The sequence below is a fragment of the Tropicimonas marinistellae genome, from assembly GCF_001509585.1.
GTDB classification, from domain to species: Bacteria; Pseudomonadota; Alphaproteobacteria; order Rhodobacterales; family Rhodobacteraceae; genus Tropicimonas; species Tropicimonas marinistellae.
The window spans coordinates 58176-84159 of record NZ_LNCI01000007.1 but is presented as its reverse complement, the minus strand read 5'-3'; the positions used below and the strand labels follow the sequence as shown (position 1 = coordinate 84159).

At 64.0% G+C, this 25984-nt stretch carries 25 protein-coding genes and 1 tRNA gene; 16 read left to right on the top strand and 10 right to left on the bottom strand.

The window, feature by feature from the left end:
• Nucleotides 1-194 precede the first annotated feature (194 nt).
• Nucleotides 195-268, top strand: a tRNA-Gly gene (locus ARC39_RS15625).
• A 308-nt stretch (nucleotides 269-576) separates the two neighbouring features.
• Here ARC39_RS15625 and ARC39_RS15620 read toward each other — a convergent pair.
• The 3 genes from ARC39_RS15620 to ARC39_RS15610 form a co-directional block, all read right to left on the bottom strand.
• The gene (locus ARC39_RS15620; protein WP_068115773.1) at nucleotides 577-1020 is read right to left on the bottom strand and encodes a MarR family winged helix-turn-helix transcriptional regulator; all 444 of its coding nucleotides are present in this window, start codon (nucleotides 1018-1020) and stop codon (nucleotides 577-579) included.
• 34 nt (nucleotides 1021-1054) lie between these two features.
• Nucleotides 1055-1498: a type II 3-dehydroquinate dehydratase gene (gene aroQ, locus ARC39_RS15615; protein WP_068115772.1), complete on the bottom strand. Its 444-nt coding sequence runs from the start codon at nucleotides 1496-1498 to the stop codon at nucleotides 1055-1057.
• 114 nt (nucleotides 1499-1612) lie between these two features.
• Nucleotides 1613-2542 carry a LysR family transcriptional regulator gene (locus ARC39_RS15610; RefSeq protein WP_068115771.1) on the bottom strand — a complete coding sequence of 310 codons (930 nt, stop codon included), beginning with the start codon at nucleotides 2540-2542 and terminating at the stop codon, nucleotides 1613-1615.
• Between the two features lie 99 nt (nucleotides 2543-2641).
• Here ARC39_RS15610 and ARC39_RS15605 point away from each other — a divergent pair, with 99 nt between their 5' ends.
• The 9 genes from ARC39_RS15605 (at nucleotide 2642) to ARC39_RS15565 (ending at nucleotide 12765) form a co-directional block, all read left to right on the top strand.
• Nucleotides 2642-3649 carry a class 1 fructose-bisphosphatase gene (locus ARC39_RS15605; protein ID WP_068115770.1) on the top strand — a complete coding sequence of 336 codons (1008 nt, stop codon included), beginning with the start codon at nucleotides 2642-2644 and terminating at the stop codon, nucleotides 3647-3649.
• A 13-nt stretch (nucleotides 3650-3662) separates the two neighbouring features.
• The gene (locus ARC39_RS15600) at nucleotides 3663-4550 is read left to right on the top strand and encodes a phosphoribulokinase (RefSeq protein WP_068115769.1); all 888 of its coding nucleotides are present in this window, start codon (nucleotides 3663-3665) and stop codon (nucleotides 4548-4550) included.
• Nucleotides 4547-6550, top strand: a complete 2004-nt coding sequence (gene tkt / locus ARC39_RS15595) for a transketolase (protein ID WP_068115768.1) — start codon at nucleotides 4547-4549, stop codon at nucleotides 6548-6550. The genes ARC39_RS15600 and tkt overlap by 4 nt, the downstream gene beginning before the upstream one ends.
• A gap of 36 nt (nucleotides 6551-6586) precedes the next feature.
• The gene (gene fba, locus ARC39_RS15590) at nucleotides 6587-7666 is read left to right on the top strand and encodes a class II fructose-bisphosphate aldolase (protein ID WP_068115767.1); all 1080 of its coding nucleotides are present in this window, start codon (nucleotides 6587-6589) and stop codon (nucleotides 7664-7666) included.
• A 23-nt stretch (nucleotides 7667-7689) separates the two neighbouring features.
• Nucleotides 7690-9159: a form I ribulose bisphosphate carboxylase large subunit gene (locus ARC39_RS15585; RefSeq protein WP_068115766.1), complete on the top strand. Its 1470-nt coding sequence runs from the start codon at nucleotides 7690-7692 to the stop codon at nucleotides 9157-9159.
• Between the two features lie 27 nt (nucleotides 9160-9186).
• Entirely contained in the window at nucleotides 9187-9576 is a 390-nt protein-coding gene (locus ARC39_RS15580) for a ribulose bisphosphate carboxylase small subunit (protein ID WP_068115765.1), read from the top strand.
• 73 nt (nucleotides 9577-9649) lie between these two features.
• Nucleotides 9650-10597, top strand: coding sequence for a CbbX protein (gene cbbX, locus ARC39_RS15575; RefSeq protein ID WP_068115764.1), 948 nt, complete (start codon nucleotides 9650-9652; stop codon nucleotides 10595-10597).
• Nucleotides 10594-11289 (top strand): ribulose-phosphate 3-epimerase, encoded by a 696-nt coding sequence (gene rpe, locus ARC39_RS15570; RefSeq protein WP_068115763.1) that lies wholly within the window; start codon nucleotides 10594-10596, stop codon nucleotides 11287-11289. Before cbbX ends, rpe begins: the two co-directional genes overlap by 4 nt.
• Before the next feature lie 420 nt (nucleotides 11290-11709).
• Nucleotides 11710-12765, top strand: coding sequence for an imelysin family protein (locus ARC39_RS15565; RefSeq protein WP_068115762.1), 1056 nt, complete (start codon nucleotides 11710-11712; stop codon nucleotides 12763-12765).
• 56 nt (nucleotides 12766-12821) lie between these two features.
• On the opposite strand, the gene ARC39_RS15560 is transcribed toward ARC39_RS15565, so the two are convergent.
• The 6 genes from ARC39_RS15560 to ARC39_RS15540 all read right to left on the bottom strand — a co-directional run bounded on the left by ARC39_RS15560 (nucleotide 12822) and on the right by ARC39_RS15540 (nucleotide 18516).
• Nucleotides 12822-13781, bottom strand: a complete 960-nt coding sequence (locus ARC39_RS15560) for a 2-hydroxyacid dehydrogenase (RefSeq protein ID WP_068115761.1) — start codon at nucleotides 13779-13781, stop codon at nucleotides 12822-12824.
• Between the two features lie 4 nt (nucleotides 13782-13785).
• Nucleotides 13786-13947, bottom strand: a complete 162-nt coding sequence (locus tag ARC39_RS26010; RefSeq protein ID WP_201455759.1) for a hypothetical protein — start codon at nucleotides 13945-13947, stop codon at nucleotides 13786-13788.
• A 21-nt stretch (nucleotides 13948-13968) separates the two neighbouring features.
• Nucleotides 13969-15327: an amidase gene (locus tag ARC39_RS15555; protein WP_078059293.1), complete on the bottom strand. Its 1359-nt coding sequence runs from the start codon at nucleotides 15325-15327 to the stop codon at nucleotides 13969-13971.
• The gene (locus tag ARC39_RS15550; protein ID WP_068115760.1) at nucleotides 15317-16735 is read right to left on the bottom strand and encodes a TRAP transporter large permease; all 1419 of its coding nucleotides are present in this window, start codon (nucleotides 16733-16735) and stop codon (nucleotides 15317-15319) included. Before ARC39_RS15550 ends, ARC39_RS15555 begins: the two co-directional genes overlap by 11 nt.
• Nucleotides 16732-17316, bottom strand: coding sequence for a TRAP transporter small permease subunit (locus tag ARC39_RS15545; protein ID WP_068115759.1), 585 nt, complete (start codon nucleotides 17314-17316; stop codon nucleotides 16732-16734). Before ARC39_RS15545 ends, ARC39_RS15550 begins: the two co-directional genes overlap by 4 nt.
• Before the next feature lie 69 nt (nucleotides 17317-17385).
• On the bottom strand, nucleotides 17386-18516 hold the full coding sequence (locus ARC39_RS15540) for a TRAP transporter substrate-binding protein (protein WP_068115758.1): 1131 nt from the start codon (nucleotides 18514-18516) through the stop codon (nucleotides 17386-17388).
• 744 nt (nucleotides 18517-19260) lie between these two features.
• On the opposite strand from ARC39_RS15540, the gene ARC39_RS15535 reads away from it, so the two are divergent.
• The 4 genes from ARC39_RS15535 to ARC39_RS15520 all read left to right on the top strand — a co-directional run bounded on the left by ARC39_RS15535 (nucleotide 19261) and on the right by ARC39_RS15520 (nucleotide 21930).
• Nucleotides 19261-20049, top strand: coding sequence for an exodeoxyribonuclease III (locus ARC39_RS15535; RefSeq protein ID WP_068115757.1), 789 nt, complete (start codon nucleotides 19261-19263; stop codon nucleotides 20047-20049).
• Nucleotides 20050-20138: 89 nt separating this feature from the next.
• Nucleotides 20139-21062 carry a tetratricopeptide repeat protein gene (locus ARC39_RS15530; protein WP_068115756.1) on the top strand — a complete coding sequence of 308 codons (924 nt, stop codon included), beginning with the start codon at nucleotides 20139-20141 and terminating at the stop codon, nucleotides 21060-21062.
• Between the two features lie 26 nt (nucleotides 21063-21088).
• The gene (locus ARC39_RS15525) at nucleotides 21089-21736 is read left to right on the top strand and encodes an LON peptidase substrate-binding domain-containing protein (protein WP_068115755.1); all 648 of its coding nucleotides are present in this window, start codon (nucleotides 21089-21091) and stop codon (nucleotides 21734-21736) included.
• Complete coding sequence (locus ARC39_RS15520; RefSeq protein WP_068115754.1) at nucleotides 21733-21930, top strand: Trm112 family protein; 198 nt, start codon at nucleotides 21733-21735, stop codon at nucleotides 21928-21930. The genes ARC39_RS15525 and ARC39_RS15520 overlap by 4 nt, the downstream gene beginning before the upstream one ends.
• A 41-nt stretch (nucleotides 21931-21971) precedes the next feature.
• Here the strand turns inward: ARC39_RS15520 and ARC39_RS15515 are convergent, their stop codons facing one another.
• Nucleotides 21972-23201 carry a UbiH/UbiF/VisC/COQ6 family ubiquinone biosynthesis hydroxylase gene (locus ARC39_RS15515; RefSeq protein ID WP_068115753.1) on the bottom strand — a complete coding sequence of 410 codons (1230 nt, stop codon included), beginning with the start codon at nucleotides 23199-23201 and terminating at the stop codon, nucleotides 21972-21974.
• Nucleotides 23202-23286: 85 nt separating this feature from the next.
• Between ARC39_RS15515 and ARC39_RS15510 the strand changes: the two genes are divergently transcribed.
• Together ARC39_RS15510 and ARC39_RS15505 are read left to right on the top strand one after the other, a co-directional pair.
• On the top strand, nucleotides 23287-24615 hold the full coding sequence (locus ARC39_RS15510) for an amidase (protein ID WP_068115752.1): 1329 nt from the start codon (nucleotides 23287-23289) through the stop codon (nucleotides 24613-24615).
• Nucleotides 24616-24784: 169 nt separating this feature from the next.
• Nucleotides 24785-25969 (top strand): aminotransferase class I/II-fold pyridoxal phosphate-dependent enzyme, encoded by a 1185-nt coding sequence (locus ARC39_RS15505; protein ID WP_068115751.1) that lies wholly within the window; start codon nucleotides 24785-24787, stop codon nucleotides 25967-25969.
• Nucleotides 25970-25984: the final 15 nt, after the last annotated feature.

Here is a 25984-nt window from a genome sequence, read left to right as displayed (position 1 = left end):
CGGCAATGGGCCGATAGCGTCGATTTGATGTCATGTTGCGCGTGCAAAGTTCCGTACTCGGCCGACGTCTGGTTAGCGCATTTCGCAGTTGGTGAACCGGTCGGTTCTGAGCCTTGCAGTACTACATAGACATCCCAACAGACGTAGACGGCTTGACGACCCATTCCACATGAAATATCCCTGCCGCTTACTGCGCGGGCGTTGTGTAATGGTAAGACCCTTGCCTTCCAAGCAAGAGATACGGGTTCGATTCCCGTCGCCCGCTCCAAGAATTCGTTTCCTGCACATTGCCTGCAAAGTTGGCGAGTTCGCGTTGATATATATTTGTTTTTGTATGGAAATTTAAATTGTCCGCACTTGTCTTCCAAGCTAATGACGCGGGTTCGATTCCCGCCGCCCGCTCCAGAATTCGGAACAAGACAGGTCACCTGCTATCGACGCCGCCGCGTTGCGAATTTACCGGTGTCAGAAGTGCCGCACGTGATGCACCTAACCCGTTGATATGCTCTGGCAATGCGCCCATCGGTTTTGGGGGCTGGACCCGGCTTGCCCGAGCGTCAGAAAATCCGGATACGATCAGGTGTCCGCTCCGTCGGATGCGGTTGCAACGAGTGCCTTGCGGGCGAGGGCGAGGAACTCGCTCCGTTCGTCATTCGTTAGGCCAGGCAGGATCTCCAGTTGTAGCGCTTCAACGGCCGGCCGGAAGGCACACAGGACCCGCCGGCCCTCTGCGGTCAGCGTCAGTTCGCGCGCGCGCCGATCTCTTCGACTGACGGCTCGTGCGACATATCCCTTGTCGATGAGACGCTCGATCACGCCGCCAACCGTCGCGCGATCATAGGCGATGCGTGCCGCCATACCCGCCTGGGCGATTCCGGGAGAACGGTTGATCGTGTCCATCGCCGCGTATTGTACGGGCGTCAGGTCGACACCGCTCTCCCGCGCATGAAGCTGGAAGACATGTGCCGAGTGCTGGTGCAGGCGCCGGATCAGATGTCCGGCCATTGCCTCGAGCTCCATCCACTCACCTCCCGTTCAATTCGGCTCGCCGGCGTCAGACCGACCCAATGAGGTGGCCCATATGACGAACCGCAAGCGGATACCCATTCACACCAAGGCCAGCCATCACCGCATCGGCCCGAAGGCTGACATAGGATTGGTGGCGAAAGGACTCCCGCTTGTGAATCTGGCTGATGTGAACCTCGACGACCGGACCTTCGAACGTGTTGAGCGCGTCCAGGAGCGCGATGGCTGTGTGACTGAAGGCAGCCGGGTTGATCACGATGCCGCCCGCGTCTTCCCGCGCCTCGTGAATCCAATCGATCAATTCGCCCTCGTGATTGGACTGCAGGAAGCGGATCTGGAGGCCGAAAGCCCCTGCAACCTCGCGGCAGTTCCGTTCCACGTCGTCCATCGTATCGTAGCCGTATATCTCCGGCTGTCGCCTGCCCAACAGGTTCAGGTTCGGGCCGTTCAGGATATAGACGAGGGAACTCATCGGATTACCTTTCCGAATTTATGATCGTGATGCCGGCCGACCGACCGTCGCGGCCAGACTATGCTGCAAGCATGCAGGAATACCAGCGCGTCCGTGATGATGTGGCCACCAATCTCAGGACAAGCCGCTTTCAAAGATCTCACCAATTGATGCAACGATATGGTCGTGCACTTTTTCGACCGCTCCGCTGAGGGGGCGATCCGCCGGCCGGAGCAGGTACCATTTGCGAACGATTGGGAGGTTGGCGACATTCGGAGAAACGAGCCGGCCGGTGTGGAGTTCCTCTGCAACCGTGTGCCGCGACAGGATCGAGATGCCGAGCCCGGCAATCACGGACTGCTTGATCGTTTCATTCGATGGCATTTCTACAAGATGATCGGGCTCACCCAGATCAAGGTTGCGCAGGTACTGCTCCGTCAACCCGCGTGTGCCGGAACCTTGCTCGCGCGTGATGAAGGGTTCGGCGAGAATGTCCTCGGGGGCGATCCTGTCCAGCCGCACCAGCCGGTGGTTCGGAGGTACGATCAGCACATGCGGATTGTCCCCAAGCGCGGTCGCCGTCAGCGGGGGTGTCCGCGGCGGGCGACCCATCAATGCCAGATCGAAGGCGCCGTCGTTCAGGCCGGCCATCATGAATTCCCGGTTGCCGACCTTGAGAACCACCTCAACATTTGGCAGGTCCCGTTTCAATTGCGCCACAACCAGTGGCGCGAAGTATTTCGCCGTGCTGACGACCCCCAGTACCACGGAGCCGGCTTGACCCTTTTGCAACGCGTCAATCGTGTGGATTCCCTGCTGCAGGCCAACCTCCGCCTTGTCGAACGCGGTCAACAGTGCGGCCCCCTCGGGCGTGGGCAGGAAGGCATCCGGACCGTCGCGATGGAGCATGGCGCAGGAGAAGTTCTCCTCCAGCGCCTTGAGTTGGCTGTGGACGGCAGGCGGCGTCAGCGCGAGTTCGTCCGCCGCGCGGCTGATGGACCGAAGCCGGGTCACTGCCCGCAACGCCCGCAACTGTTTGAACGTCAGCGCGTTGAGCCTCTTCATTAAATTTATCCTAATTCGAATTACGATCTTTTAAATTTCCTTATATATCCACTTGGGGATTATGGAACCTGTTCCGAAGTCGCCGGAGGGGAGGCCGCGATGCTGGAGGCAGCAAGTTCCATCCAACTCAACCTTGTGCCCGAGCGGTTGCGTGCCCCTGTGGATGCGATAGCGCGGGTGGCGCGAAACCTGTCCCACACGGTCCGCCGCGGCGCGCTCGGGCAATCGCTCGGCCACGAGGTCGGCGAGAACACCGATGGCGATACACAGAAAGCGCTGGATGTGCTGGCCGACGAGGCATTCGCCGATGCGCTGAAAGGCACCGGCATTCGCTGGTATGCCTCCGAAGAGCGCGACACGGTCGCACCGCTGGACGCCGACGGCGCGTTCGCTTTGGCCATCGACCCGCTCGACGGATCGTCCAACATCGACGTCAACGTCTCGATTGGCACTATCTTCTCTCTCTTCGACGCGACGGATGACGGCGTCACGAGCGTTCTGCGCCCGGCATCCGAACAGGTTGCGGCGGGCTATGTGATCTACGGGCCGCAGACCCAGATGATGCTCACCTTCGGCGCCGGCGTTCAGCAATACGTGCTGGACCCCGAGACCGATCGTTTCTGCCTGACGGATGCTGCAAAAACCATTCCGGAGGTGTCGAGCGAGTTCGCGATCAACGCCTCGAATTACCGGCACTGGCCGAAACCGGTCCGGACCTATATCGACGATTGCCTGGCTGGCATCGATGGTCCGCGCGGCAAAAACTTCAACATGCGTTGGGTCGCCTCCCTGGTGGCCGAAACTCACCGGATCATGAGCCGGGGCGGGATCTTCCTCTATCCCTCAGACGCGCGACCGGGATACGAGCGCGGGCGGCTTCGGGTGGTATACGAATGCGCGCCCATTGCTTTCCTGATGGAGCAAGCCGGCGGTGCGGCAACCAACGGAAGCGTGCCGATCATGGGCCAGACCGCCCGTGAGTTGCATGCGCGCACACCATTCGTCTTCGGTACGCGTGCCAAGGTCGAACGCGTGGCCGCCTACCACGACCTGTCGGAACAGGACGTCTCGGCATTGTTTGGAAACCGGGGTCTCTTCCGGGCCTGAGAAAGCAACGAAAATGAGCAAGACCTACCCGATCATCTCGGTGACCGGCTCTTCCGGTGCCGGCACCACAACGGTCAAGACGACCTTCGAACAGATCTTTCGCCGCGAGGGGATCACGGCGAGCATGATCGAAGGGGATGCCTTCCACCGCTACGACCGCGCGGAAATGCGCGCCCAGATGCAGGCGCACAAGGACGCCGGCAACGACACATTCAGCCATTTTTCCTACGACGCGAACGCGTTGGACAAGCTGGAAGAGGTCTTCCGCAGCTTTGGCGAGACGGGCACCGGTAAAACCCGCACCTATGTGCATGACGACGCGGAGGCGGAGAAGTTCGGTACACCGCCCGGCCACTTTACCAAATGGCGTGATCTTGAACCCGGCGCGGACCTGCTCTTTTACGAAGGGCTGCACGGGGCCGTCGTCAATGACAAGGTCAACCTCTCGGCCCTGGCCGATCTCAAGATCGGTGTGGTGCCGGTGATCAATCTGGAGTGGATCCAGAAAATCCACCGGGACCGTTCCAGTCGCGGTTACTCCACCGAGGCTGTGACCGATACGATCCTGCGCCGGATGCACGCCTACGTGCATTGCATCTGCCCGCAATTCACCGAAACGGACGTGAATTTCCAGCGGGTTCCGGTGGTGGATACCTCGAACCCGTTCGTCGCGCGCTGGATTCCCACGCCGGACGAAAGCCTCGTGGTGATCCGCTTCAAGAACCCGAGGGGTATCGATTTCCCGTATCTCACGTCGATGATCCAGAACTCCTGGATGACCCGGGCGAATTCCATCGTGATCCCCGGCTCCAAGCTCGATCTCGCCATGCAGCTCATCTTCACGCCCATGGTCATCCGGCTTGTTCAGGAATCCCGCCGCGCCAGAGGAGACCGCAAATGAACGTCCAGTCGCCGCTTCAAGGCACGATCGAAGACCAGATGGCCAATGCCATTCGCGCGCTTTCGATGGATGCCGTTCAGGCCGCCAACTCCGGCCACCCCGGTGCGCCGATGGGGCTCGCCGACGTCGCCACCGTGCTCTTCAACCGGTTCATCAAGCTTGATCCGGCCGAAGATCGCTGGCCCGACCGCGACCGCTTCGTCATGAGTGCAGGGCACGGTTCGATGCTTGTCTATGCGATCAATCACCTGCTCGGCTATGACGACATGGGTATCGACCAGCTCCGGAACTTCCGCCAGTTCGGATACCGGACAGCCGGGCATCCCGAATTTGGCCACGCCAAGGGCATCGAGACCACCACCGGCCCGTTGGGACAGGGGGTCGCCACGGCGGTGGGCATGGCGCTCGCCGAGCGGATGATGAACGCGCGGTTCGGCGACGATCTGGTAGACCATCACACCTATGTCCTTGCGGGCGACGGCTGCCTGATGGAAGGGATCAGCCATGAGGCCATCGATTTCGCGGGGCACCTCGGCCTCGCACGGCTGATCGTTTTCTGGGATGACAATGCGATCACCATCGACGGCGCGACGGAGCTTTCCACCTCGACTGACCAGCAAGCAAGGTTCGCCGCAGCGGGCTGGCACGTGCAGGCTGTCGACGGCCACGACAAGGAGGCGATTGCCGCCGCCATCGAGGCGGCACGCACCGACGCCCGCCCGTCGCTGATCGCCTGCAAGACGGTTATCGGTTTCGGCGCCCCCAACAAGCAGGGGAGCTCTGCCACCCACGGTGCGCCATTGGGTGAGGATGAAGTCGCTGCGACCCGCGAGGCGCTCGGCTGGCCCCACGCAGCGTTCGAGATCCCCGACGCGGTCTACGATGCCTGGAGCGCTGTCGCCGCACGCGGCGCCGCGACCCGAACCGCATGGGAATCGCGCCTTGCCGCTGCGCCATCTCGGGAAGCGTTCGAGGCCGCACATGCTCCGGTGGATGCCTCGGCTCTGTCGGAGGCCATTCGCGCCCACAAGCAACGGCTTTCCAAGGATGCGCCGAAGGTGGCGACGCGGAAGGCATCGCAGATGGCGCTGGAAGTGGTGAATGGAACACTTCCCAATACAGTCGGAGGCTCCGCCGATCTGACGGGCTCGAACAACACCAGGTCGGGCGGGATGACCTCCGTCACGCGCGATGACTATTCTGGCGACTACGTCCACTACGGCGTGCGCGAACATGCCATGGCGGCGGCGATGAACGGCATTTCGCTGCACGGCGGGCTGAAACCCTACGGCGGCACGTTTCTGGTATTCGCCGACTATTGCCGCCCCGCGATCCGCCTTTCGGCTCTGATGGAGCAACCCGTCACCTACGTGTTGACCCATGATTCCATCGGCCTCGGCGAGGATGGCCCGACCCACCAGCCAGTGGAAACCATCGCGTCGCTGCGGGCCATGCCGAACCTGACCGTCATTCGCCCCGCCGATGCGGTGGAAACGGCGGAGGCCTGGGAGATTGCAGCCAGCTCCGGATCGACACCCACGGCGCTCTGCCTGTCGCGCCAGGGCCTGCCGACATTGCGCCGGTCACATACGGAAACCAACATGGTCGCCCGGGGCGCCTACGTTCTGCGCGAGCCGGCCGGTGGACGGGATGTGACGCTGATCGCCACAGGGTCCGAAGTCGAGATCGCGATGGAAGCGGCCGAACTGCTGGCCGCCGAGGGGCTGCGTGCCGCCGTCGTTTCAGCGCCGAGTTTCGAGCTATTCGCGGCCCAGCCTGCCGACTACCGCCTTTCCGTGCGCGGCGTGGGGCCGCGTGTCGGGGTGGAAGCGGCGGTGCGTCAGGGCTGGGAAGTGCTGCTGGAACGCAATGACGGCTTCGTCGGCATGAGCGGTTTCGGCGCCTCCGCGCCTGCCGAGGAACTCTATCGCCACTTCGGGATCACGCCGGTGGCCGTGGCCGAAGCCGCGCGCCGACAGGTCGCGCGTGCCCGCGCCTGACCCCGGCGCTTTGAGCAATTCAACGGGAGGAACACGATGCCATTAATCACCCTGCGCCAGCTGCTGGACCATGCCGCCGAGCATGGCTACGGCGTGCCGGCCTTCAATATCAACAACATGGAACAGGGTCAGGCGATCATGGAGGCTGCGCAGGAGGTCGACGCGCCGGTCATCATGCAGGTCTCGCGCGGGGCGCGCGGCTATGCCACCGACATCATGCTGGCCAAGATGGTAGAGGCGCTGGCGAAGGTCTACCCGAATATCCCGATCTGCATGCATCAGGACCACGGCAACAACGAGGCCACCTGCATGACCGCCATCGCGCATGGCTTCACCAGCGTGATGATGGATGGCTCGCTGGAGGCCGATGGCAAGACGCCTGCCTCCTACGACTACAACGCCACCATCACCGAGCGGGTGAGCCGGATGTCGCATTGGGTCGGCGCCTCGGTGGAGGGTGAGTTGGGCGTGCTGGGCAGCCTGGAGACCGGCGTGGGTGATGCCGAGGACGGCCATGGCGCTGTCGGCAAGCTCTCCGAGGACCAGCTCCTGACCGATCCGGATCAGGCGGCCGAGTTCGTGGCCCATACCAAGGTCGACGCGCTGGCGATTGCCTGCGGCACCAGCCACGGCGCCTACAAGTTCAGCCGCAAGCCCACCGGCGACATCCTCGCCATGGAGGTGATCGAGGCGATCCATGCGCGCCTGCCGGACACCCATCTGGTGATGCATGGTTCCTCCTCGGTGCCGCAGGAGATGCAGGACATCATCAACGCCCATGGCGGCGAGATGCCCCAGACCTATGGCGTGCCGGTGGAGGAGATCGAGCGCGGCATCCGCCACGGCGTGCGCAAGGTCAATATCGACACCGATTGCCGGATGGCCATGACCGGCCAGTTCCGCCGCATCGCGCAGGAGAACCCGAGCGAGTTCGACCCGCGCAAATTCCTGAAACCCGCGCGCGATGCCATGCAGGCGCTCTGCCGCGACCGGTTCGAACGCTTCGGCACGGCCGGTCATGCGAGCGCCATTCGCATCATCCCGATGGATGACATGGCCGCGCGCTACGCCGCGGGCCGGCTCGACCCGCATCCCGCCACGGCCCGCGCGGCCTGATCGAGACAGAGAGGGAGGACCCCATGAACAAGCCCGAGACATCCATCGAGATCACCGACAAGAAGAAGCGCTATTCGGCAGGTGTGCTGAAATACGCCCAGATGGGCTATTGGGACGGCGATTACGTCCCCAAGGACACCGACGTTCTGGCGCTTTTCCGGATCACGCCGCAGGAGGGCGTGGACCCGATCGAAGCCGCCGCCGCCGTTGCCGGCGAGAGCTCCACCGCCACCTGGACCGTGGTCTGGACCGACCGGCTGACGGCCTGCGACAGCTACCGCGCCAAGGCCTATCGCGTGGAGCCGGTGCCGGGGCAGGAGGGCCAGTATTTCGCCTATGTCGCCTATGACCTGATCCTGTTCGAGGAAGGCTCCATCGCCAACCTGACGGCCTCGATCATCGGCAATGTCTTCTCCTTCAAGCCGCTCAGGGCGGCGCGGCTGGAGGATATGCGTTTCCCGGCGGCCTATGTGAAAACCTATAAGGGGCCGCCCACCGGGCTCATCGTCGAGCGCGAGCGGCTCGACAAGTTCGGCAAGCCGCTTCTGGGCGCCACCACCAAGCCCAAGCTCGGGCTCTCGGGCAAGAACTATGGCCGTGTGGTCTATGAAGGGCTCAAGGGCGGGCTCGATTTCATGAAGGATGACGAGAATATCAACTCGCAGCCCTTCATGCATTGGCGCGACCGTTTCCTTTACTGCATGGAGGCGGTCAACCATGCCTCGGCCGTCACCGGCGAGGTGAAGGGGCATTATCTCAACATCACCGCCGGCACAATGGAGGAGATGTATGCCCGCGCCGAGTTTGCCAAGCAGCTTGGTTCGGTCATCGTGATGGTGGACCTGATCATCGGCTGGACCGCGATCCAGTCGATCTCCGAATGGTGCCGGCAGAACGACATGATCCTGCATATGCACCGCGCCGGACATGGAACCTACACGCGGCAGAAGAACCACGGGATCAGCTTCCGGGTGATCGCCAAATGGCTGCGGCTTGCGGGCGTCGATCACCTCCATTGCGGTACCGCCGTGGGCAAGCTGGAGGGCGACCCGCTCACCGTGCAGGGCTTCTACAATGTCTGCCGCGAGACTCATAACGAAGTGGACCTGCCGCGCGGGATCTTCTTCGAGCAGGACTGGGCCGATCTGAAAAAGGTCATGCCGGTGGCCTCCGGCGGCATCCATGCCGGCCAGATGCACCAGCTGATCGACCTTTTCGGCGATGATGTGGTGCTGCAATTCGGCGGCGGCACGATCGGCCATCCGATGGGCATCCAGGCCGGTGCCACGGCCAACCGCGTGGCGCTGGAGGCGATGGTGCTGGCCCGCAACGAGGGGCGCGACATCAGGAACGAAGGTCCGGAGATCCTGCGCGAGGCCGCCAAGTGGTGCAAGCCGCTCGAGGCCGCGCTCGATACCTGGGGCAATATCACCTTCAACTACACCTCGACCGACACGTCCGATTTCGTGCCAGTCGAAACCCCGGCCATGTGATCCGGGCAAGAAAAGGAGAAAATTCAGATGCGTATCACCCAGGGCTGCTTCTCGTTCCTGCCCGATCTCGACGATGTCCAGATCACCGCACAGGTGGAATATTGCCTCGCCAATGACTGGGCGATCGGGGTGGAATATACCGACGATCCCCATCCCCGAAACACCTATTGGGAGATGTGGGGCAACCCGATGTTCGACCTGCGCGACGCCAAGGGCGTGATGATGGAGCTTGACGAATGCCGCAAGGCGCATCCCGACGCCTACATCCGTCTCAATGCCTTTGACGACACCAGGGGCGTGGAATCGGTGAAGATGTCCTTCATCGTGAACCGCCCCGGGACGGAACCCACGATCCACATGCAACGGACGGATTTCGTGGGCCGCAGCCAGAAATATGCGTGGGACGTGCGGCGGTGAGTCCGCAGGCGGGGGGCTTCGCGCCCCCCGCACCCCCCCCGGGATATTTTCGGACAGAAGAAGGAGCCGCCGGATGAAACCAGACCCCGAGATCGAGGCAGCCGAGGCCGTCCCAACGACAGTGGACCTTGCAGCGGAATACGAAGCTTCCGGTGTTGACGACGTGCTGCGCGAACTGGACGAGGAATTGGTCGGGCTCGAACCGGTCAAGCGGCGTATCCGTGAAACCGCGGCCTTGTTGCTGGTAGACCGGGCGCGGCGCAACATGGGGCTGAGCCAGGACACGCCGACGCTGCACATGTGCTTCACGGGCAACCCGGGAACGGGAAAGACCACGGTGGCACTGAAAATGGCGGGGCTGCTGCATCGCCTCGGCTACGTGCGCAAGGGGCATCTGGTGAGCGTGACCCGCGACGATCTGGTGGGGCAATATATCGGCCATACCGCGCCCAAGACCAAGGAAGTGCTCAAGAAGGCGATGGGGGGCGTGCTCTTCATCGACGAGGCCTATTACCTCTACAAACCCGACAACGAGCGCGATTACGGGCAGGAGGCGATCGAGATCCTGCTGCAGGTGATGGAGAACACCCGCGACGACCTGGTGGTGATCATGGCGGGGTATGCCGACCGGATGGACCGGTTCTTTGGTGCAAATCCGGGGTTTCGCTCGCGGATCGCGCATCACGTCGATTTTCCGGACTATGCCGATGGCGAACTCATGGGGATCGCCGAGCAAATGCTCGCGGGTCAGAATTATCGTCTCGACACCGGCGCCCGGGCGGCGCTGGGCGAGTACATAGCTCTTCGGCGCCAGCAACCGCATTTCGCGAATGCCAGATCCCTGCGCAACGCGTTGGACCGCGCGCGGTTGCGGCAGGCGAACCGGCTGTTTGCCGAATGCAAGGGGCCGCTCACGGCCGACGATCTTAGTACGATCGGCGCACCGGATATCCGGGCCAGCCGCGTTTTCGAGGGCGGGCTCGATGTGGACAGGCCGCCACGGCAGGGAGAACCCACATGACCTTTGACCGCAGCATCAAGATCGCCCCGTCGATCCTCTCGGCGGATTTCGCCAACTTCGGCGAGGAGATCCGCGCCATCGAGGGTCAGGGCGCCGATTGGGTGCATGTGGACGTGATGGATGGCCATTTCGTGCCGAACCTCACCTTCGGCCCGCCGGCTGTGAAGGCATTTCGCCCCCATGTGACGACCGTGATGGACGTGCACCTGATGATCGCGCCCGTCGACCCCTTTATCGAGGCCTATGCGGAGGCCGGAGCGGACATCCTGACTGCGCATCTCGAAGCGGGTCCACATATTCACCGAACGCTGCAGGCGATCCGCGCCGCCGGGATGAAGGCGGGCGTTGCCCTCAACCCGGGGACACCGGCCGAGGCCGTTGGGCATTTGCTCGATCTGGTCGACCTCATTTGTGTCATGACGGTCAATCCCGGCTTTGGCGGCCAGAGGTTTATCGACATGACTGCGAAGATCCGCCGCCTGCGCGCAATGATCGGAGACCGCCCCATCCATATCGAGATCGACGGGGGCGTCGACCCGACCACCGCGCCGCTCGTTGTCGGCGCGGGTGCGGATGTGCTGGTCGCGGGTTCCGCCGTTTTCCGGGGCGGTTCGGTGAAAAACGCATCGGTTTACGGCGAGAACATCCGCGCCATCCGGACTGCTGCGCATGCCCTCGGGAGCGCTGCGTGACCTCTTCTGCGGTGATCATCGACGGGGGTGTCGCGCTTGTCGGAACCACGAAGGGACCGTCCGCGAGGCGGGCGCTCCTCGTCGCCGTGGGCTTTCGGACAGTCGTGGGTCCATCGGGGCCGCGCTGGCGAACGGGCATTGTGAAGTGGCGTTCATAGGCCTCGGCCCGACGCGGTCCAAATGACCTGATTGCCCGGGTGCACGCCTGCCCCGCGCGAGGAGCTGACCCGCAAAGGTTCACGCGCTCGGGCCGAGGGGGTGGCAATCCGCGGGCCGCGTGGCGACCCCCCTGGAGCGCGGAAGAAGGGCCTTGCCGACGCTCCGACAAGACGGCACTGTCGGCGCATCCGTTCGGGCGCCCACGATTGCCGCAGGCAGCCACCTTCGGAAACTGCACACAATCCCGCCCGGAGTTTCGTGATGATCCGCATTCTCGCCGCCATTTCCTGTGCCATCGCCCTATCTCCCGGGGCGTTCGCGCAGTCGGACATGCCAGATACGGCGCCGGAAATGACGGGTGGTACCGATCATGACGCGGTGACCGAACGCGCCCTGGCGGTGCTGGATCGGCAGTTCGACCGGTTTCGCGTCGCAGCCGGCCGGCTCGAGGCCACCGCGGTTGCATATTGCGACGGCGCTGTGAGCGATGCGGAGATCAGGGACGCGCTGCGGGAGGCGTGGCTCGCCTGGGCACCGCTGGACAGCTATCAATTCGGTCCTGTCGAGCAGCTGGGCGCCGCGCTGCGGGTCAATTTCTGGCCTGACAAGAAGAACTTCGTCGGCCGTGGTCTGGATGCATTGATGTCCCTGCCGGAGGAGGCGCAGCGCGACCCGGCCCGCGTGGCGGATGGGTCCGCCGCGGCACAGGGGCTGCCGGCCATGGAACGGCTGGTCTACACCGATCTGGAGCCCTGCCCGACGGTGGTCGGTGTGTCGGCCCGGATCAGCGGGCTCGCGCAGGATCTCTACGATGGCTGGTTCGCGCCAGACGGCTGGGCCGATCTCGCCCGGGCGGCCGGGCCGGAAAACCCGATCTACCTGTCGTCCGAGGAATTCACCCGAACGCTGTTTACGGCGCTCACCTTCGGGCTGACGCGGGTCGCGGATTATCGTCTGGCGCGGCCAATGGGCACCTATGAGCGGAGTTATCCGCGCCGGGCAGAGGCATGGCGCGCCGGATTGACCAACGACATCGTCGTGGCGCAACTGGACGGGTTGGAAGAATTGGTCGAGGGCGGTTTTGCCGAAGACCTCGACACGGAAGACCGCGAACGAATCCTGCAATTGTTCGAGAAGGCCCGTGTTGTGGAGGACAGGATCTCCGCACCTATTGCGGTGGCCGTTGAGGATCCGATGACCCGGATCCGCGTCGAGGCGTTGCAAACGGTCGTGCGCCAGTTGCAACTCGAAGTGGCGGAGGATCTGGGCGCGAGCCTCGGTGTCGACGCGGGCTTCAGTGCGGCCGATGGCGATTGACGAAATGTGCCCCGGTTGCCCGCGTGTCACGGCGCACCGGAGCAAAGTACCGTTCGCTAAAGCAGATCTCTCGGCCGATCACCGCGAAAGAACGCGTCCAGGTTATCGAGCGCGCGGAACCCCATGGCATCCCGCGTCCGGACGGTGGCGCTGCCCACATGGGGCATCATCACGATGTTCTCTTGGGCTGCGAATGCCGGGTTGCCGCCCGGTTCCTCACGGAAGCAATCGAGCCCCGCGGCCAGCATCCGTCCGGATTCGAGCGCTCCGAGCAGCGCGGCCTCGTCGACCAAAGCGCCGCGCGCGGTATTCACCAGAACGCTGCCGTCGGGCAGGCGCGCCAGCCTTTCTGCGTTCATCATCCCATCCGTTTCCGGCGTGGCCGGGCAATGGAGCGACAGGAAATCCGACACGCTCAGCAGGCTGTCGAGCGTTTCGTGGTAGGTCGCGCCGGTCTCGGCCTCGGGCGAGAGTCGCTGACGGTTGAAGTAGTGGACATCCATGTCGAAGCCGCGTGCCTTGCGGGCAAATGCCTGCCCGACCCGCCCCATGCCGACGATTCCGACCCGCGCGCCGGAGACTTGCTTGCCAACGAGGAAGGACGGTGACCACGAGGTCCACGTGCCCGTCCGGACAATGCGGTCCCCGGTCACAGCGCGGCGGGCGGCGCAGAGCATCAGCATCATCGCCAGTTCTGCCGTGGCGTCGGAGAGGACATCGGGCGTGTTGGTCACGGCGATACCGCGGGCACGCAGGGCCGGCAGGTCGCAGTGATCCACGCCGACGGAATGGTTGGCGACGATCTTCAGCCGCGGATCCAGGCGGGAGACGACGTCGGCGGTGAAGTGTTCGGAATGACAGGGAATCATCCCGTCGACGCGATTGCTCATCGCGACGATCTCGTCAGCGGTTCCGGGCGTGTCCGCATCGTTCAAGATGACGTCGTAGTCGCGAGACGCCCTGTCCAGCGTGGCATCGGACAGCCGGCGGGAAATCCAGATCGTCGGCCGGTTCACAGCGTCATTCCTTCGGTTTTCCGCTTGAGGTCAGGAAATCGTAGGCGACCAGCCCGATTGTCAGGACGGAAACGGCAATCAGATCCGGGCTGGGAACCTCTATGATCAGGATCAGGACGAATCCGGCCAGTGCAAGGAACGCGAGTAGGGCAAGCAATCGTGTCATGTCAGGTCCATTGTCCAAGCGTCATTGAGCGGCCCAGTCGTAGAGCCATCGGGCAGAGCGCAGTAAGCGCGCGTCGTCGCCGCGCGCCGCCACCAGCTGCACACCCATCGGAAGGTCGTTTTCGGCGGTGAGGATCGGAACCGTCACGGCGGGGGTTCCGCAAAGCGTCCAAAGACCGTTGAAAATGGGATTTCCGGTTGTCCCGAGACCGTCCGGGGCAGGGCCGGGCGCGGCCGGGCACAGGATCGCGTCGCATCTCTCGAAGATTTCCGCGAGACCGGCATTCAGCACCCGTGGCCAGTCGAGCGCCGCGAGATAATCGCGCGCAAGGATGTCGTTGCCTTCGGCCAATGCGGCAAGCGTCCCCTCTCCCAGGCTGTCTTGCCCGTCTCGCCAGTAGCGATAGTAATTGCGGGACATCTCCGCGAGGTTGATGCAGCGGTGCTGCGATACCGCGTGGTCGAACACCTTCGGAAACTCGATCTCGAAGACCTGGTCGCCAAGCGCGTCGCCCAGCTCGGCGAGGGCCGCTTGCATTTGCGGGTCGGCCTCCTCCCAGCCCGGAGGCTTCACCAGCGCGAAGACCGGGGCAAAGGGAGGCTTGGAGCGTGCCGTCTCCAGAAGCTGCGGTGGCGGCGCCAGCGTAGTTGCGCTGTCGGCGTCGTCATGCCCGAACAACGCATCGGCGAGGAGTGCCGCGCCGTCCGGATCGCGCGCAAAGACGCCGATGGTGTCGAGCGACTGCGATTGCAGCAGCACCCCGCGACGCGGGATTGCGCCGAAGCTCGGCTTGAAGCCCGTCACCCCGCAGAAAGACGCAGGCCTGATCACGGATCCAGTCGTCTGCGTTCCGAGCGCCAAGGGCACCATACCGTCGGCGACCGCTGCCGCCGAGCCGGAGGAAGACCCGCCCGGTGTGTGGCTCAGGTTATGCGGATTGCGCGTTGCCGAGGGGCGCAGGTAGGCAAGTTCGGTGGTCACGGTCTTGCCCATGATCACCGCCCCCGCCTGCCGGAGCCGCTCCACCACGAAGGCATCCGCGACGGGCACGCGCCCGGCATCGAGCGCACACCCGTTCTCCGTCGGTATCCGGGCGGTGTCTATTATGTCCTTCAACCCGACAGGCAGCCCGTGCAGCGGGCCGATCGGACGGCCGGTGGCGCGGTAGGCATCGAGTTGCTTGGCTTGCGCGCGGACAAAGTCGGCGTCGAACCAGGCCCAGGCGCGGACCTCCGGTTCCCGCGCCTCGATCCTCTCAATACAGATCTCGGCAAGCTCCGTGGCGCTGAGCGCGCCTGTTGCCAGCCGGTCGCGCAAGTCCACCGCCCCGAGGGACGCGTACGTGGAAGCCTGCGTTTTCATCGCCGTGTCAACTGCCATAGAACAACTCCGGCAGGTAGAAGACGATCTCCGGGAAGAGGTACATCAGCACCATCGATATGAAGACGCAAAGCAGGAACGGCATCACGCCGGCAAAGATCTGCGTCAGCCGCACCTCGGGCGGCGCGATACCCTTGAGATAATATGCCGACATTGCCATTGGCGGCGTCAGGAAGCTGGTCTGCAGGTTCAATGCCACGAGGATGCCGAAGAACAGCGGGTCGATCTCGAAGTAGGCCAGCAACGGAAGGAAGATCGGCACGAAGATGATGATGATCTCCGACCACTCCAACGGCCACCCCAGCAGGAAGATGATGAATTGCGCCATGATCAGGAACTGGATCGGCGTCAGGTTCATGCTTTGCACGAACTCGGAGATGACGTGTTCGCCCCCGAGATAGGAGAAGACCGCGGAGAACGTGTAGGAGCCGACGAAAAGCCAGCAGACCATCGCCGTGGTTCGCACCGTCAGGTAGACGCTTTCCCGCAGGCGTTGCCATGTCATCGCGCGATAGAGGAAAGCCAGAAGGATACCGCCGAGCGCACCGATGGAGGCCGCCTCCGTCGGGGTGGCAAGCCCGAACAGGATGGAGCCGAGCACGGCGAGGATCAGGAAGGCCAGCGGCAGGAACGAGGTCAGGATCATGAGCACGAGCTTGCCCGTCGGCATGTCCGGTACTTCGTCCTTGGTGGGGCGCGGCGCGGAGGACGGTTGCAGGATCGATCGTCCGATGACGTAGACGAGGTAGAGCCCCACGAGGGTCAGGCCGGGAAGCAGCGCCCCTGCGTAGAGGCGGACGATGGAGACGTTCGACGCCGCCGCGTAGACGATCAGCATGATCGACGGCGGGATCAGAATGCCGAGCGTGCCGCCCGCGCAGATGATGCCGCTCGCGAAGGAGGGGTTGTAGCGCGCCTTGAGCATCGCCGGCAGGGCCAGGAGCCCCATGAGCGTCACCACGGCGCCGACGATACCGGTCGCGGTGGCAAAGAGCGCGCAGGTAATCAGCGCGGCCACGCCCATCGAGCCGGGAATGTTCTTCGAGGCGATATTGAGCGTTGTGAACAGCCGGTCGACGATATTCGCCCGCTCAACGATATACCCCATGAAAAGGAACAGCGGGACGGCCGTGAGCACCTCGTTCGACATTACCGTGAAGGTCTGGTTCACGAACAGGTCGAATATTCGGTTGTTGAAGAACCCCTCGAACCAACTCGTCCACTGGTCCCATGAGGTCGCCGTTTCGTCGAGCCGGTCGTAGTCCCGCCACATGCGACGTTCGTCGAAATAGGCGTAATAGCCGAAGCCGATGCCCATCGCCATGAGCGTGAAGGCAATCGGGAAGCCGAGGAACACGAAAACGATGAACAGCCCCAGCATCATCAGGGCGATCTGCGGGTCGGTCATGTGGGATGGTCCCCTTCGCCCTTGGCTGCCTGTTGCATCAACAGGTCCTCTGTTTCCTGAACGTCCTTCTCGGCCTCGAGCCATCGGTTCGTCCGCATCGCGATGATGCAACGGAAGACCTGTGCGATCCCCTGGACGAACAGCAGAATGCCCGCCGCCACGATCACCGTCTTGAACTGGTAGATTGGCACGCCCGCAGGGCTATTGACCGACACCTCGCCATATTGCCAGGAGCGCGCGGCGTATTTCCAACCCGAGAAAATGAGCGCCAGCACACCGGGGAAGAAAAACAGCAGATAGAGGACGAAATCGACCTTGGCCTGGGTGCGGGGTTGCCATTGCCGATAGAGGAAATCGCCGCGCACGTGTCCGCCGCGCGACAGCGTGTAGGCGCCGCCCATCATGAAGAGCGTACCGTACATGATGAAGGATACGTCGAGTGCCCAGGCCGTTGGCGCGTTGAGAACGTATCGGACGAATACCTCATAGCCGGTTCCGACCGACATGAGCACGATAAGCCAGGCAAACGCCTTGCCGAACCAGGCCGACAACCTGTCCGCGAACCGGATGTATCCGATCATGCTAACCCCTTCAGACGAGTGGAGTGGCCCGGCGTCGCAACGCCGGGCCGGGTTTGGGTGCGCGACTGATCAGAGCTTCAGCTTGCCCGGGAAATAGTGCTCGTAGGCAAGCGCGTAGTCAGGGGCGTTCATCAGTTCGTAGAAGGTGACCTGCTCGACCCAGGCGCGCTGGCTGTCGAGAGTCTTCTTCATGAACGGATCTTCTTCAAGCACCGGAATCAGCCCGTCCCATGCCTTGATCTGGGCATCGAGGATGTCCTTGGACGTCCGGTGCACCGTGACCCCGGCGTCCTCCTGAAGCCACTGAAGATCCGCCGAGTAGCGGCGCATGGCCTTCGCGGTGTTCGCCGTGGACACCGCCTCGACGCCGTGCACGAGAATGGCGCGCAGGTCGGGTTCGAGATCTTCCATCGTCAGGCTGTTGAACAGGAACTCGAAGCTTTCCGACGCCTGGTGGTAGGACGACAGATAGTAGTTCTTTGCCACGTCATGTGCGCCGAAGTCCTTGTCCGAAGACGGGTTGTTGAATTCGAACGCGTCGATGACGCCCCGCTCCATCGCCGGAACGATCTCGCCGCCCGGAAGCTGGGCGACAGACATGCCGAGAGATTGCAGAAGGTCGGCCGCAAGCCCGACGGTGCGATACTTGAACCCGTTGAGTTCTGCCGCCGTGTTGACCTCGCCTTTGAACCAGCCGAACGGCTGGGCGAACATCGGGAAGCCCATGTAGCCCTCGACGTCCAGTCCCATGATGTCCTGGGTCAGCTCTCGGTAGAGTTCGGCGCCGCCGCCCTCGTAGAACCAGCTGAGCATGGTCGTTGCCGAGCCGCCGAACACCGGACCCGTGCCGAACAGCGACGCGGCCTTGTTCTTGCCGTACCAGTAGACGGGGACGGAATGAGCCGCGTCCAGAAGGCCGTCGTTGACCGCATCAAGCACCTGGAACGCCGCGACAACCGCTCCTGCCGGCAGAAGGTCGATCTTGAGCCTGCCACCCGACATCGCTTCGACCCGGTTCACGTAGTCCTGGGCGAACTCCTGCCAGATGTTCGACGCGGACCACGATGTTTGCATTTTCAGAACGATGGGCGCTTGTGCCAGCACCGCCGGGGCTGCCAGCGTTCCTCCCGCAACTGCCCCTCCGGCAAGCGCCGAACGTTTCAGAAATGACCGGCGGCCAATCTTGTTGTCGTTTGTCATCTCGTTTCCTCCCTAGATGACATGATGAAGGTCGGTGGTCGCCCGGCGCGCTATGCTGCCCGCTTCGGGACATTCGCGCCGCTCGCGCAGCGCGTGCATGCCAAAGGCGCCGACCGATTTCGCCGAGGCACGCATTTTGGTGTTTCTGACGCCCTGATCCCTTTCTTATTTCCCGGGCCTCGTGACCCGGAGGTTCTTTTCGGGGTGAGAATTCAGTGCCGTTCCGACTGGCTGGCCCCAGGGGCATGTAGGCTGCGGAACGTTATTGGCCATGAAGGAAAGGTATTTTTGTTTTTTTGCAACGGAACGCTATGGCTGCGTCTCGTCGGGTTGTGCTGTGTCGAAAAGCGCGCGGCGCTCGTTTCGCGCGATCCACCAGAAGCAGGAACTCCGAGCGAAATCGCACTTGGTGTTGGTGATCGCCAATCAGCGTCGCGCAATTACGCGAAAAACGCCCGGCGGTGGCGCACGTCAAACTTCGCGCTTATCTGGTGTCCTCCCTGATTGTCTCCCACACCAAATTGTCCGGACTTGTGGGCTCAGGTCAAGCCTGTGTCCGGAATCGATTGAATTGCCGATTGCGCCGGGGGCGGAAAAATGCCGCGCGCATGCAACACGCGTTTCCGTTGATACACGTGGTGCGCGGTCGGTTTCCGCAAGGTTCGGGATCGGTGTGAGCCCGATTTCGTTTGAGGGTCCGCGCACCTGCCGCTAGGGTCGCGCGGCCGCAACCGGAGACCTTCCATGCCCTTCACACTCGCCACCTGGAACATCAATTCGGTTCGTCTGCGGGCAGACCTCGTGACGCGTCTGATGCGGGACGAGATGCCGGACATTCTGTGCCTGCAGGAGTGCAAGAGCCCGGTCGACAAGATCCCGGCCGATGTCTTTGCCAACCTCGGCTACAGCCACATGATCGCCCGCGGTCAGAAGGGCTACAACGGCGTGGCGATCCTGTCGAAGTTGCCCATGGAGGATCTGGGCGACAAGGATTTCGCGGACCTCGGTCACGCCCGCCACGTTGCCGGGCGGTTGGAAGATGGCACGGTGATCCACAACTTCTACGTGCCCGCCGGCGGCGACAAGCCGGATCGGGAGATCAACGAGAAGTTCGGTCAGAAACTCGACTATCTGACCGAAATGCGCGACTGGTTCCACGCCGAACGCCCCGAAAGGGCAATTCTGGTGGGCGACCTCAATATCGCGCCGCGCGAGGACGACGTCTGGAACCACAAGGCGTTGCTGAAGGTGGTGAGCCATACGCCGATCGAGGTCGAGCATCTTGCGGACACCCAGGCGGCGGGCGGCTGGGTCGACGTGACCCGCGCCGACATTCCCGAAGGCAACCTCTATTCCTGGTGGTCCTATCGCTCGCCCAACTGGGATGCCGCCGACAAGGGCCGCAGGCTCGATCACATCTGGGCGACGCCCGACATCTCCGGCGCCGCACATTCCAGCCGGATCCTGCGGGCAGTGCGGGGCTGGGAGAAGCCGTCGGACCACGCACCCGTCTTCGCGACATTCGATCTTTAGGGCGATCACTGGCGCGATCGCGCTGGCGCCCTTGCAAGGGCCGGGGGGATACGCCACATAACGCCCAACTAATTTCGAGGAGCCATCCTATGCTGGAATTCGGCGAGAACGCCCCCCAAACCGCCGCCGCGGACCTGATCAAGGACGGGACAGAAGCCACTTTCATGGCCGACGTGGTCGACGCCAGCCAGGAGATCCCGGTCATCGTCGACTTCTGGGCGACATGGTGCGGGCCCTGCAAGACCCTCGGCCCGGCGCTGGAAGCCGCCGTTCAGGCGGCCGGCGGCAAGGTGAAGATGGTCAAGATCGACGTGGACCAGAACCAGCGCCTCGCGCAGATGCTGGCCCAACAGGGCTTGCCGCTCCAGTCGATCCCGACGGTCGTGGCTTTCTACAAGGGCCAGGTCGCGGACATGTTCCAGGGGGCATTGCCGCAATCCGAGGTGAAGGCCTTCGTGGACCGCGTCGGGGCGCTCGCCGGTGATGGCGGGCTGGCCGAAGCGGTCGAGGCGGCCGAGACCATGCTCTCCGAAGGCGCCGCCGTAGACGCCGCGCAGACCTTTGCCGCGATCCTCGGGGAAGAGCCCGGCAACGCTGCGGCCTATGGCGGGCTGGTGCGGGCGCATCTCGCGCTGGGAGAGGCCGACAAGGCAGAAGCGTTCCTTGCATCGGTTCCCGACGACATTACCGCTGCGCCGGAGGTCGAGGCAGCGCGCGCCCAACTCGAACTGGCGCGGCAGGCGGCAGACGCAGGGCCGCTGGCGGAGTTGCGCGCGGCCGTGTCGTCCGATCCGGACAACCACCAGGCCAGGTTCGACCTTGCCACGGCGCTCCACGCCGACGGTGATGTCGAGGCCGCGGTGGCGGAACTGCTGGAATTGTTCCGACGCGACCGCGAGTGGAACGACGGCGCTGCCAAGACGCAGCTTTTCACCATCTTCGATGCGCTCAAGCCCACGGACCCGGTGGTGTTGACCGGCCGGCGGAAGCTCAGCTCGATGATATTTGCCTGAGCGCGCAATCCGGCTACCTTGGAACCATGATTGCCAAGACCGATCTGCCGGACATGATCCCGCTCTTTCCATTGCCCGGTGCGCTGTTGCTACCTCGCGCCCGGCTTCCCTTGCACATATTCGAGCCCCGCTACCTGGCGATGCTCGATGACACGCTGAAAACGGAACACCGGCTGATCGGAATGGTGCAGCCGCGCGAGCCATCTGCGAAAGGGGGCGCCGGTCTGCAATCCATTGGCTGTGCAGGCCGGCTCACGGCCTTTTCGGAAACCGAGGACGGCCGCTACATGATTACCCTGACGGGGATTTCGCGGTTCCGGATTCAGGCCGAGACCGAAGGGTTCACGCCATATATGCGGGCGCAGGTCGACTGGGGCGCATTCGCGCGGGACGTCGGCCCGGCCGAGCAGGACAAGAGCTTCGCGCGAAAGCCTTTTCTCGATCTGTTGTCACGGTTTCTGGAGGATCGGGGGCTGTCGACCGATTGGGACAGCCTGAAAGAAGCCGAGGATGAGTTGATGCTCAACTCCCTGTCGATGCTCCTTCCCTTCGACGTGGGCGACAAGCAGGCACTGCTGGAAGCGCCGACCCTGACCGACCGTCGCCAAACCTTGACCGCGTTGCTGGAGTTCGCGCTCCATTCCGGCGATGACGGGACGGAGATCATGCAATGACCGAAGGCGCCGCAACGATGTCCAAGCGGTTCGATCCGAAAATGCTGGAGGCGCTGGTTTGTCCACAAACCAGGACATTGCTCTCCTATGACGCCGAGCGGCAGGAGCTGGTTTCGCGCGCCGCGCACCTCGCCTATCCGATCCGGGATGGCATTCCGATCCTCATCGTCGACGAGGCGCGGCCGCTGGAGTAACGCGCGCAGGTCGGTGCCACGCCCATTCGCGTGGCCGGTCCTCAGGCCGGACGTCCCTTCAGCAGGTTCGGGACGTCGCCGGAGACGCCGGCCGCCTCGCGGACAAATGTCCTCCGCAAGGCGGGCAGTCGATCGATGAGCCCCATTCCCAGCCCGCGGCCAATGCGAAGGATCGGGTTGTCGTTTGAAAACAGACGGTTGACCGCATCCATGCCAAGCGCCAGCGTCGTCCGGTCGAAGCTGCGCCACTGACGGTGGCGTTCCAGAACCAGAATCGAGCCGATGTCCTCGCCGCGGCGGCGGGCGTCCGCCAGCACCTGTGTCAGCGTCGCCACGTCGGCAAGCCCCTGGTTGAATCCCTGGCCGGCTATCGGGTGCACACCCTGCGCCGCGTCTCCGATCAGGGCGAGGCGCTCCTTCACGGTCTGGTTCGCCATGGTCAGGTTCAACGGGTAGGCGAAGCGCTTCCCGGCCAGCCGGATCTCTCCGAGGAAGTCGCCGAAACGCGGGCGCAGCGCCTCCAGGAAACCCGCATCGTCGAGCCCTGCGATATGTGTCGCGATCTCCGGCGCTTCCGCCCAGACGATCGAACTGCGGTTGCCCGGCAATGGCAGGATCGCCAGCGGTCCGTGCGGCATGAAGAACTGGTGTGCCGTGCCTTCGTGGGGCTTTTCATGCTCCACGGCGCAGACGAGCGCGGTCTGGCCATAGTCCCACCCGGTGCGCTGGATCCCGGCGCGCATCCCGACGCCGCTCCTGCGGCCGTCCGCACCGACCAGAAGTGCACCTCGCAGCGTTTCGCCCGATGCAAGTGTCACCTGCGCATCGGATGCGGTGATATTCTGGTCCACCACCGTTTCACCCGCCCGGTGGGTTATCTTCGGATTCGCTTCGATGGCCTCCAGAAGGGCGCGCCGCAGATATCGGTCCTCCAGGATGTAGCCCATGACCCCCTCGTCCATTTCAGCCGTGTCGAAATGCATTGCAAAGGGCAGGACCGGACCTTCGCCCGGGCGTCCATCGGTCGTGACGATGTGAAGGATCGGCTGCGCGTGCTCGGCAACTCTTGGCCAGATGCCAAGGGCGTTCAGCAGGCGCTGTGATGCCAGGGCAAGCGCGTAGGAGCGCCCGTCAAATCCCTCGTCTTCCCGTGCCGCCGTGCTGAGCGCGTCGATCACGGTGGAGGTCATGCCAGCCTGGGCGCAGGCCAGCGCCAGGGCCGGCCCGTTCAATCCGCCGCCGACGATCAGGATGTCGCTGTCATGTGTCATCGCCGATACAGATACGCCTCCGCGCGGGATTGTCCATGCGCTGCCCTGCCGCTACCGTCGCCTCCAGCCGGTATCGGAGGGTGCAATGGACGAGTGGCTGTGGATGAGCGCGGGCGATCTGGGGCGCGGGATCGGTGCCGGAGAGATCGACCCGGTCGCGCTGACCGAGTGCTATCTGGACGCGATTGCGCGGCACCCGAACGCTTCGCGCATCTATGCGCGGATCACGAGGGACCGGGCGCTCCGGGAGGCCGAGGCAGCCGCACGCCGCGCCGAACTCGGATTGCGGCGTTCGCTGCTCGACGGGGTGCCGGTGAGTTGGAAGGATCTCTTCGACACGAGCGGCGTCGCGACGGAGGCCGGTTCGGCGCTGCTGAAGGGGCGCGTTCCGGCCGCCGATGCCGAGGTGCTGGCTAATGCAACCGCGGCCGGTCTGGTGTGCCTCGGCAAGACCCACATGACCGAACTCGCCTTTTCGGGCCTTGGGCTCAACCCGTCCACCGAAACGCCTCCCTGCGTGAACGACGCGGATGCCGTTCCGGGCGGCTCTTCGTCGGGTGCGGCGACCTCGGTCGCCTTCGGTCTTGCGGCCGCCGGGATCGGGTCGGACACCGGCGGGTCGGTGCGCGTGCCATCTGCCTGGAACGATCTTGTCGGGCTCAAGACAACCGCTGGCCGGCTGCCGCTTCGCGGTGTTGTTCCACTGTGCGCGCGCTTCGACACCGTAGGGCCGCTCTGCCGGACCGTGGAGGATGCGGCATTGCTCCTTGCGGCGCTGGAAGGCGGAAAGCCCGCCGATCTGCAAGGGGCGACGCTCACGGGGCGCCGGTTCCTCGCCCTGACCACCGTGGCGCTCGACGAGATTCGCGAGGCGCCCGCGCGGGGCTATGCGCAGGCGGTCGCGCGGTTGCGGGCGGCCGGTGCAACGGTGGAGGAGGGGCCTGTCGCGGAAGTCGAAGAGGCACTGGCCCTGTCGGGCCTCCTCTTCGCGCCCGAAGCTTACGGCACCTGGAAAACCGAGATCGAGGCGGCTCCGGAGCGGATGTATGGGCCGGTTCGCGAGCGGTTTCGAGGCGGGGCGGAGATCGCCGCGGCCGACTACGTGGCAGCGTGGCACCAGCTGGAGCAGTTGCGGGCGGCATTCCAAGCGGCGACCGCCGGATATGACGCAGTTCTTGCGCCCTCGGTTCCGATCCTGCCGCCGAATGCGGCCGCCGTCGCACAGGACGAGGCGCTCTTCGTCTCGGAGAACCTCCTGACCCTGCGCAACACGCGGATCGGCAACCTGATGGGGCTTTGTGCCTTGACCCTGCCCACCGGCGTGCCCTCCACGGGCATTATGCTCATGGCGCCGGCGATGGCGGAGGAGCGGTTGCTGCGGATCGGAGCCGCCGCCGAACGGGCGCTGAGCTGACGGCCGGCGTCGGCAACCTCAGCTCGAAGCAACCCGGCATCTGGCCGAAAAGCCACAAGGCCCTGCGGAGTGCGACATTTTCTGGACCCGCGCGAACGGGCTGGCTAATCTACTGGCAAACGGGGCGAAATGACCCCGATCCTTGAGGCAGATCACAGCAAGCGAGCGCATGACGTTCCCTGACAGGTTTTCGGACCTTCCCGAATACGCTTTTCCGCGTCTGCGGACGCTCCTGGCACAATCCGTGCCGGGCGGCGAGGTCATTGACATGACCATCGGCGAACCGCGCCACGCGATGCCGGATTTCGTGGGCGAGGTGCTGTCGGAAAACACCGCTGGCTTCGCGAAATACCCGCCCAACGAGGGTACGCCTGAACTGCGCCAGGCGATCTCCGGCTGGATCGGGCGCCGCTACGGCGTCGATGTGGACCCTGACCGCGAGGTGATGGTGCTGAACGGCACCCGCGAGGGGCTCTTCAATGCCGCGATCGCGCTCAGCCCGGAGCGCAAGGCGGGCAAGCGGCCCGCCGTGCTGGTACCGAACCCGTTTTACCAGGTCTATGCCGTCGCCGCGCTGACCGCCGGCGCCGAGCCTGTCTTCGTGCCCGCGTCGCGGGAGACCGGGTTCCTGCCGGACTACGCCGCCCTGCCAACGGACCTGCTCGACCGGGTAACGATTGCCTACATCTGCTCGCCCTCGAATCCACAGGGCGCGGTCGCCGACAGGGCCTATTGGGAGCAACTTCTCGATCTGGCGGACCGGCACGATTTCCGGATCTTCGCCGATGAGTGCTATTCGGAGATCTACCGCACGGCGCCGCCACCCGGCGCGATGCAGGTGGCGCGGGCGCAGGGAGCCGATCCCGAGCGTGTCGTTGTCTTCCATTCCCTGTCCAAACGGTCGAACCTGCCGGGTCTGCGCTCCGGCTTTGTTGCCGGCGGGCCCGCGTGCCTCGCCCGCATCAAGCAGCTTCGGGCCTATGCAGGGGCGCCGTTGCCACTGCCGTTGCAACGCGTGGCGGAGCGGGTTTGGTCAGACGAGGCCCATGTGGCGGCGTCGCTTTCGCTTTACCAGCAGAAATACCGCCTGGCAGACGAGATGATGTCCGGCGTGCCCGGCTACAGCGGGCCGGAGGGCGGTTTCTTCCTGTGGTTGCCGGTGGAAAACGGCGAAGCCGCCGCGAAACGGGCATATGAGCAAGCGGGCGTGCGGGTCCTTCCCGGCGCCTATTTCGGCCGCGACGTGAATGGGACAAACCCCGGCGAGGGGTTTATCCGCGTCGCGATGGTGGCAGGGATGGACGAGTTGCAGCGCGGGCTTCAGGCGCTACGCGACTGCCTTTACGAGCAATAAGGACAGCAAGATCCG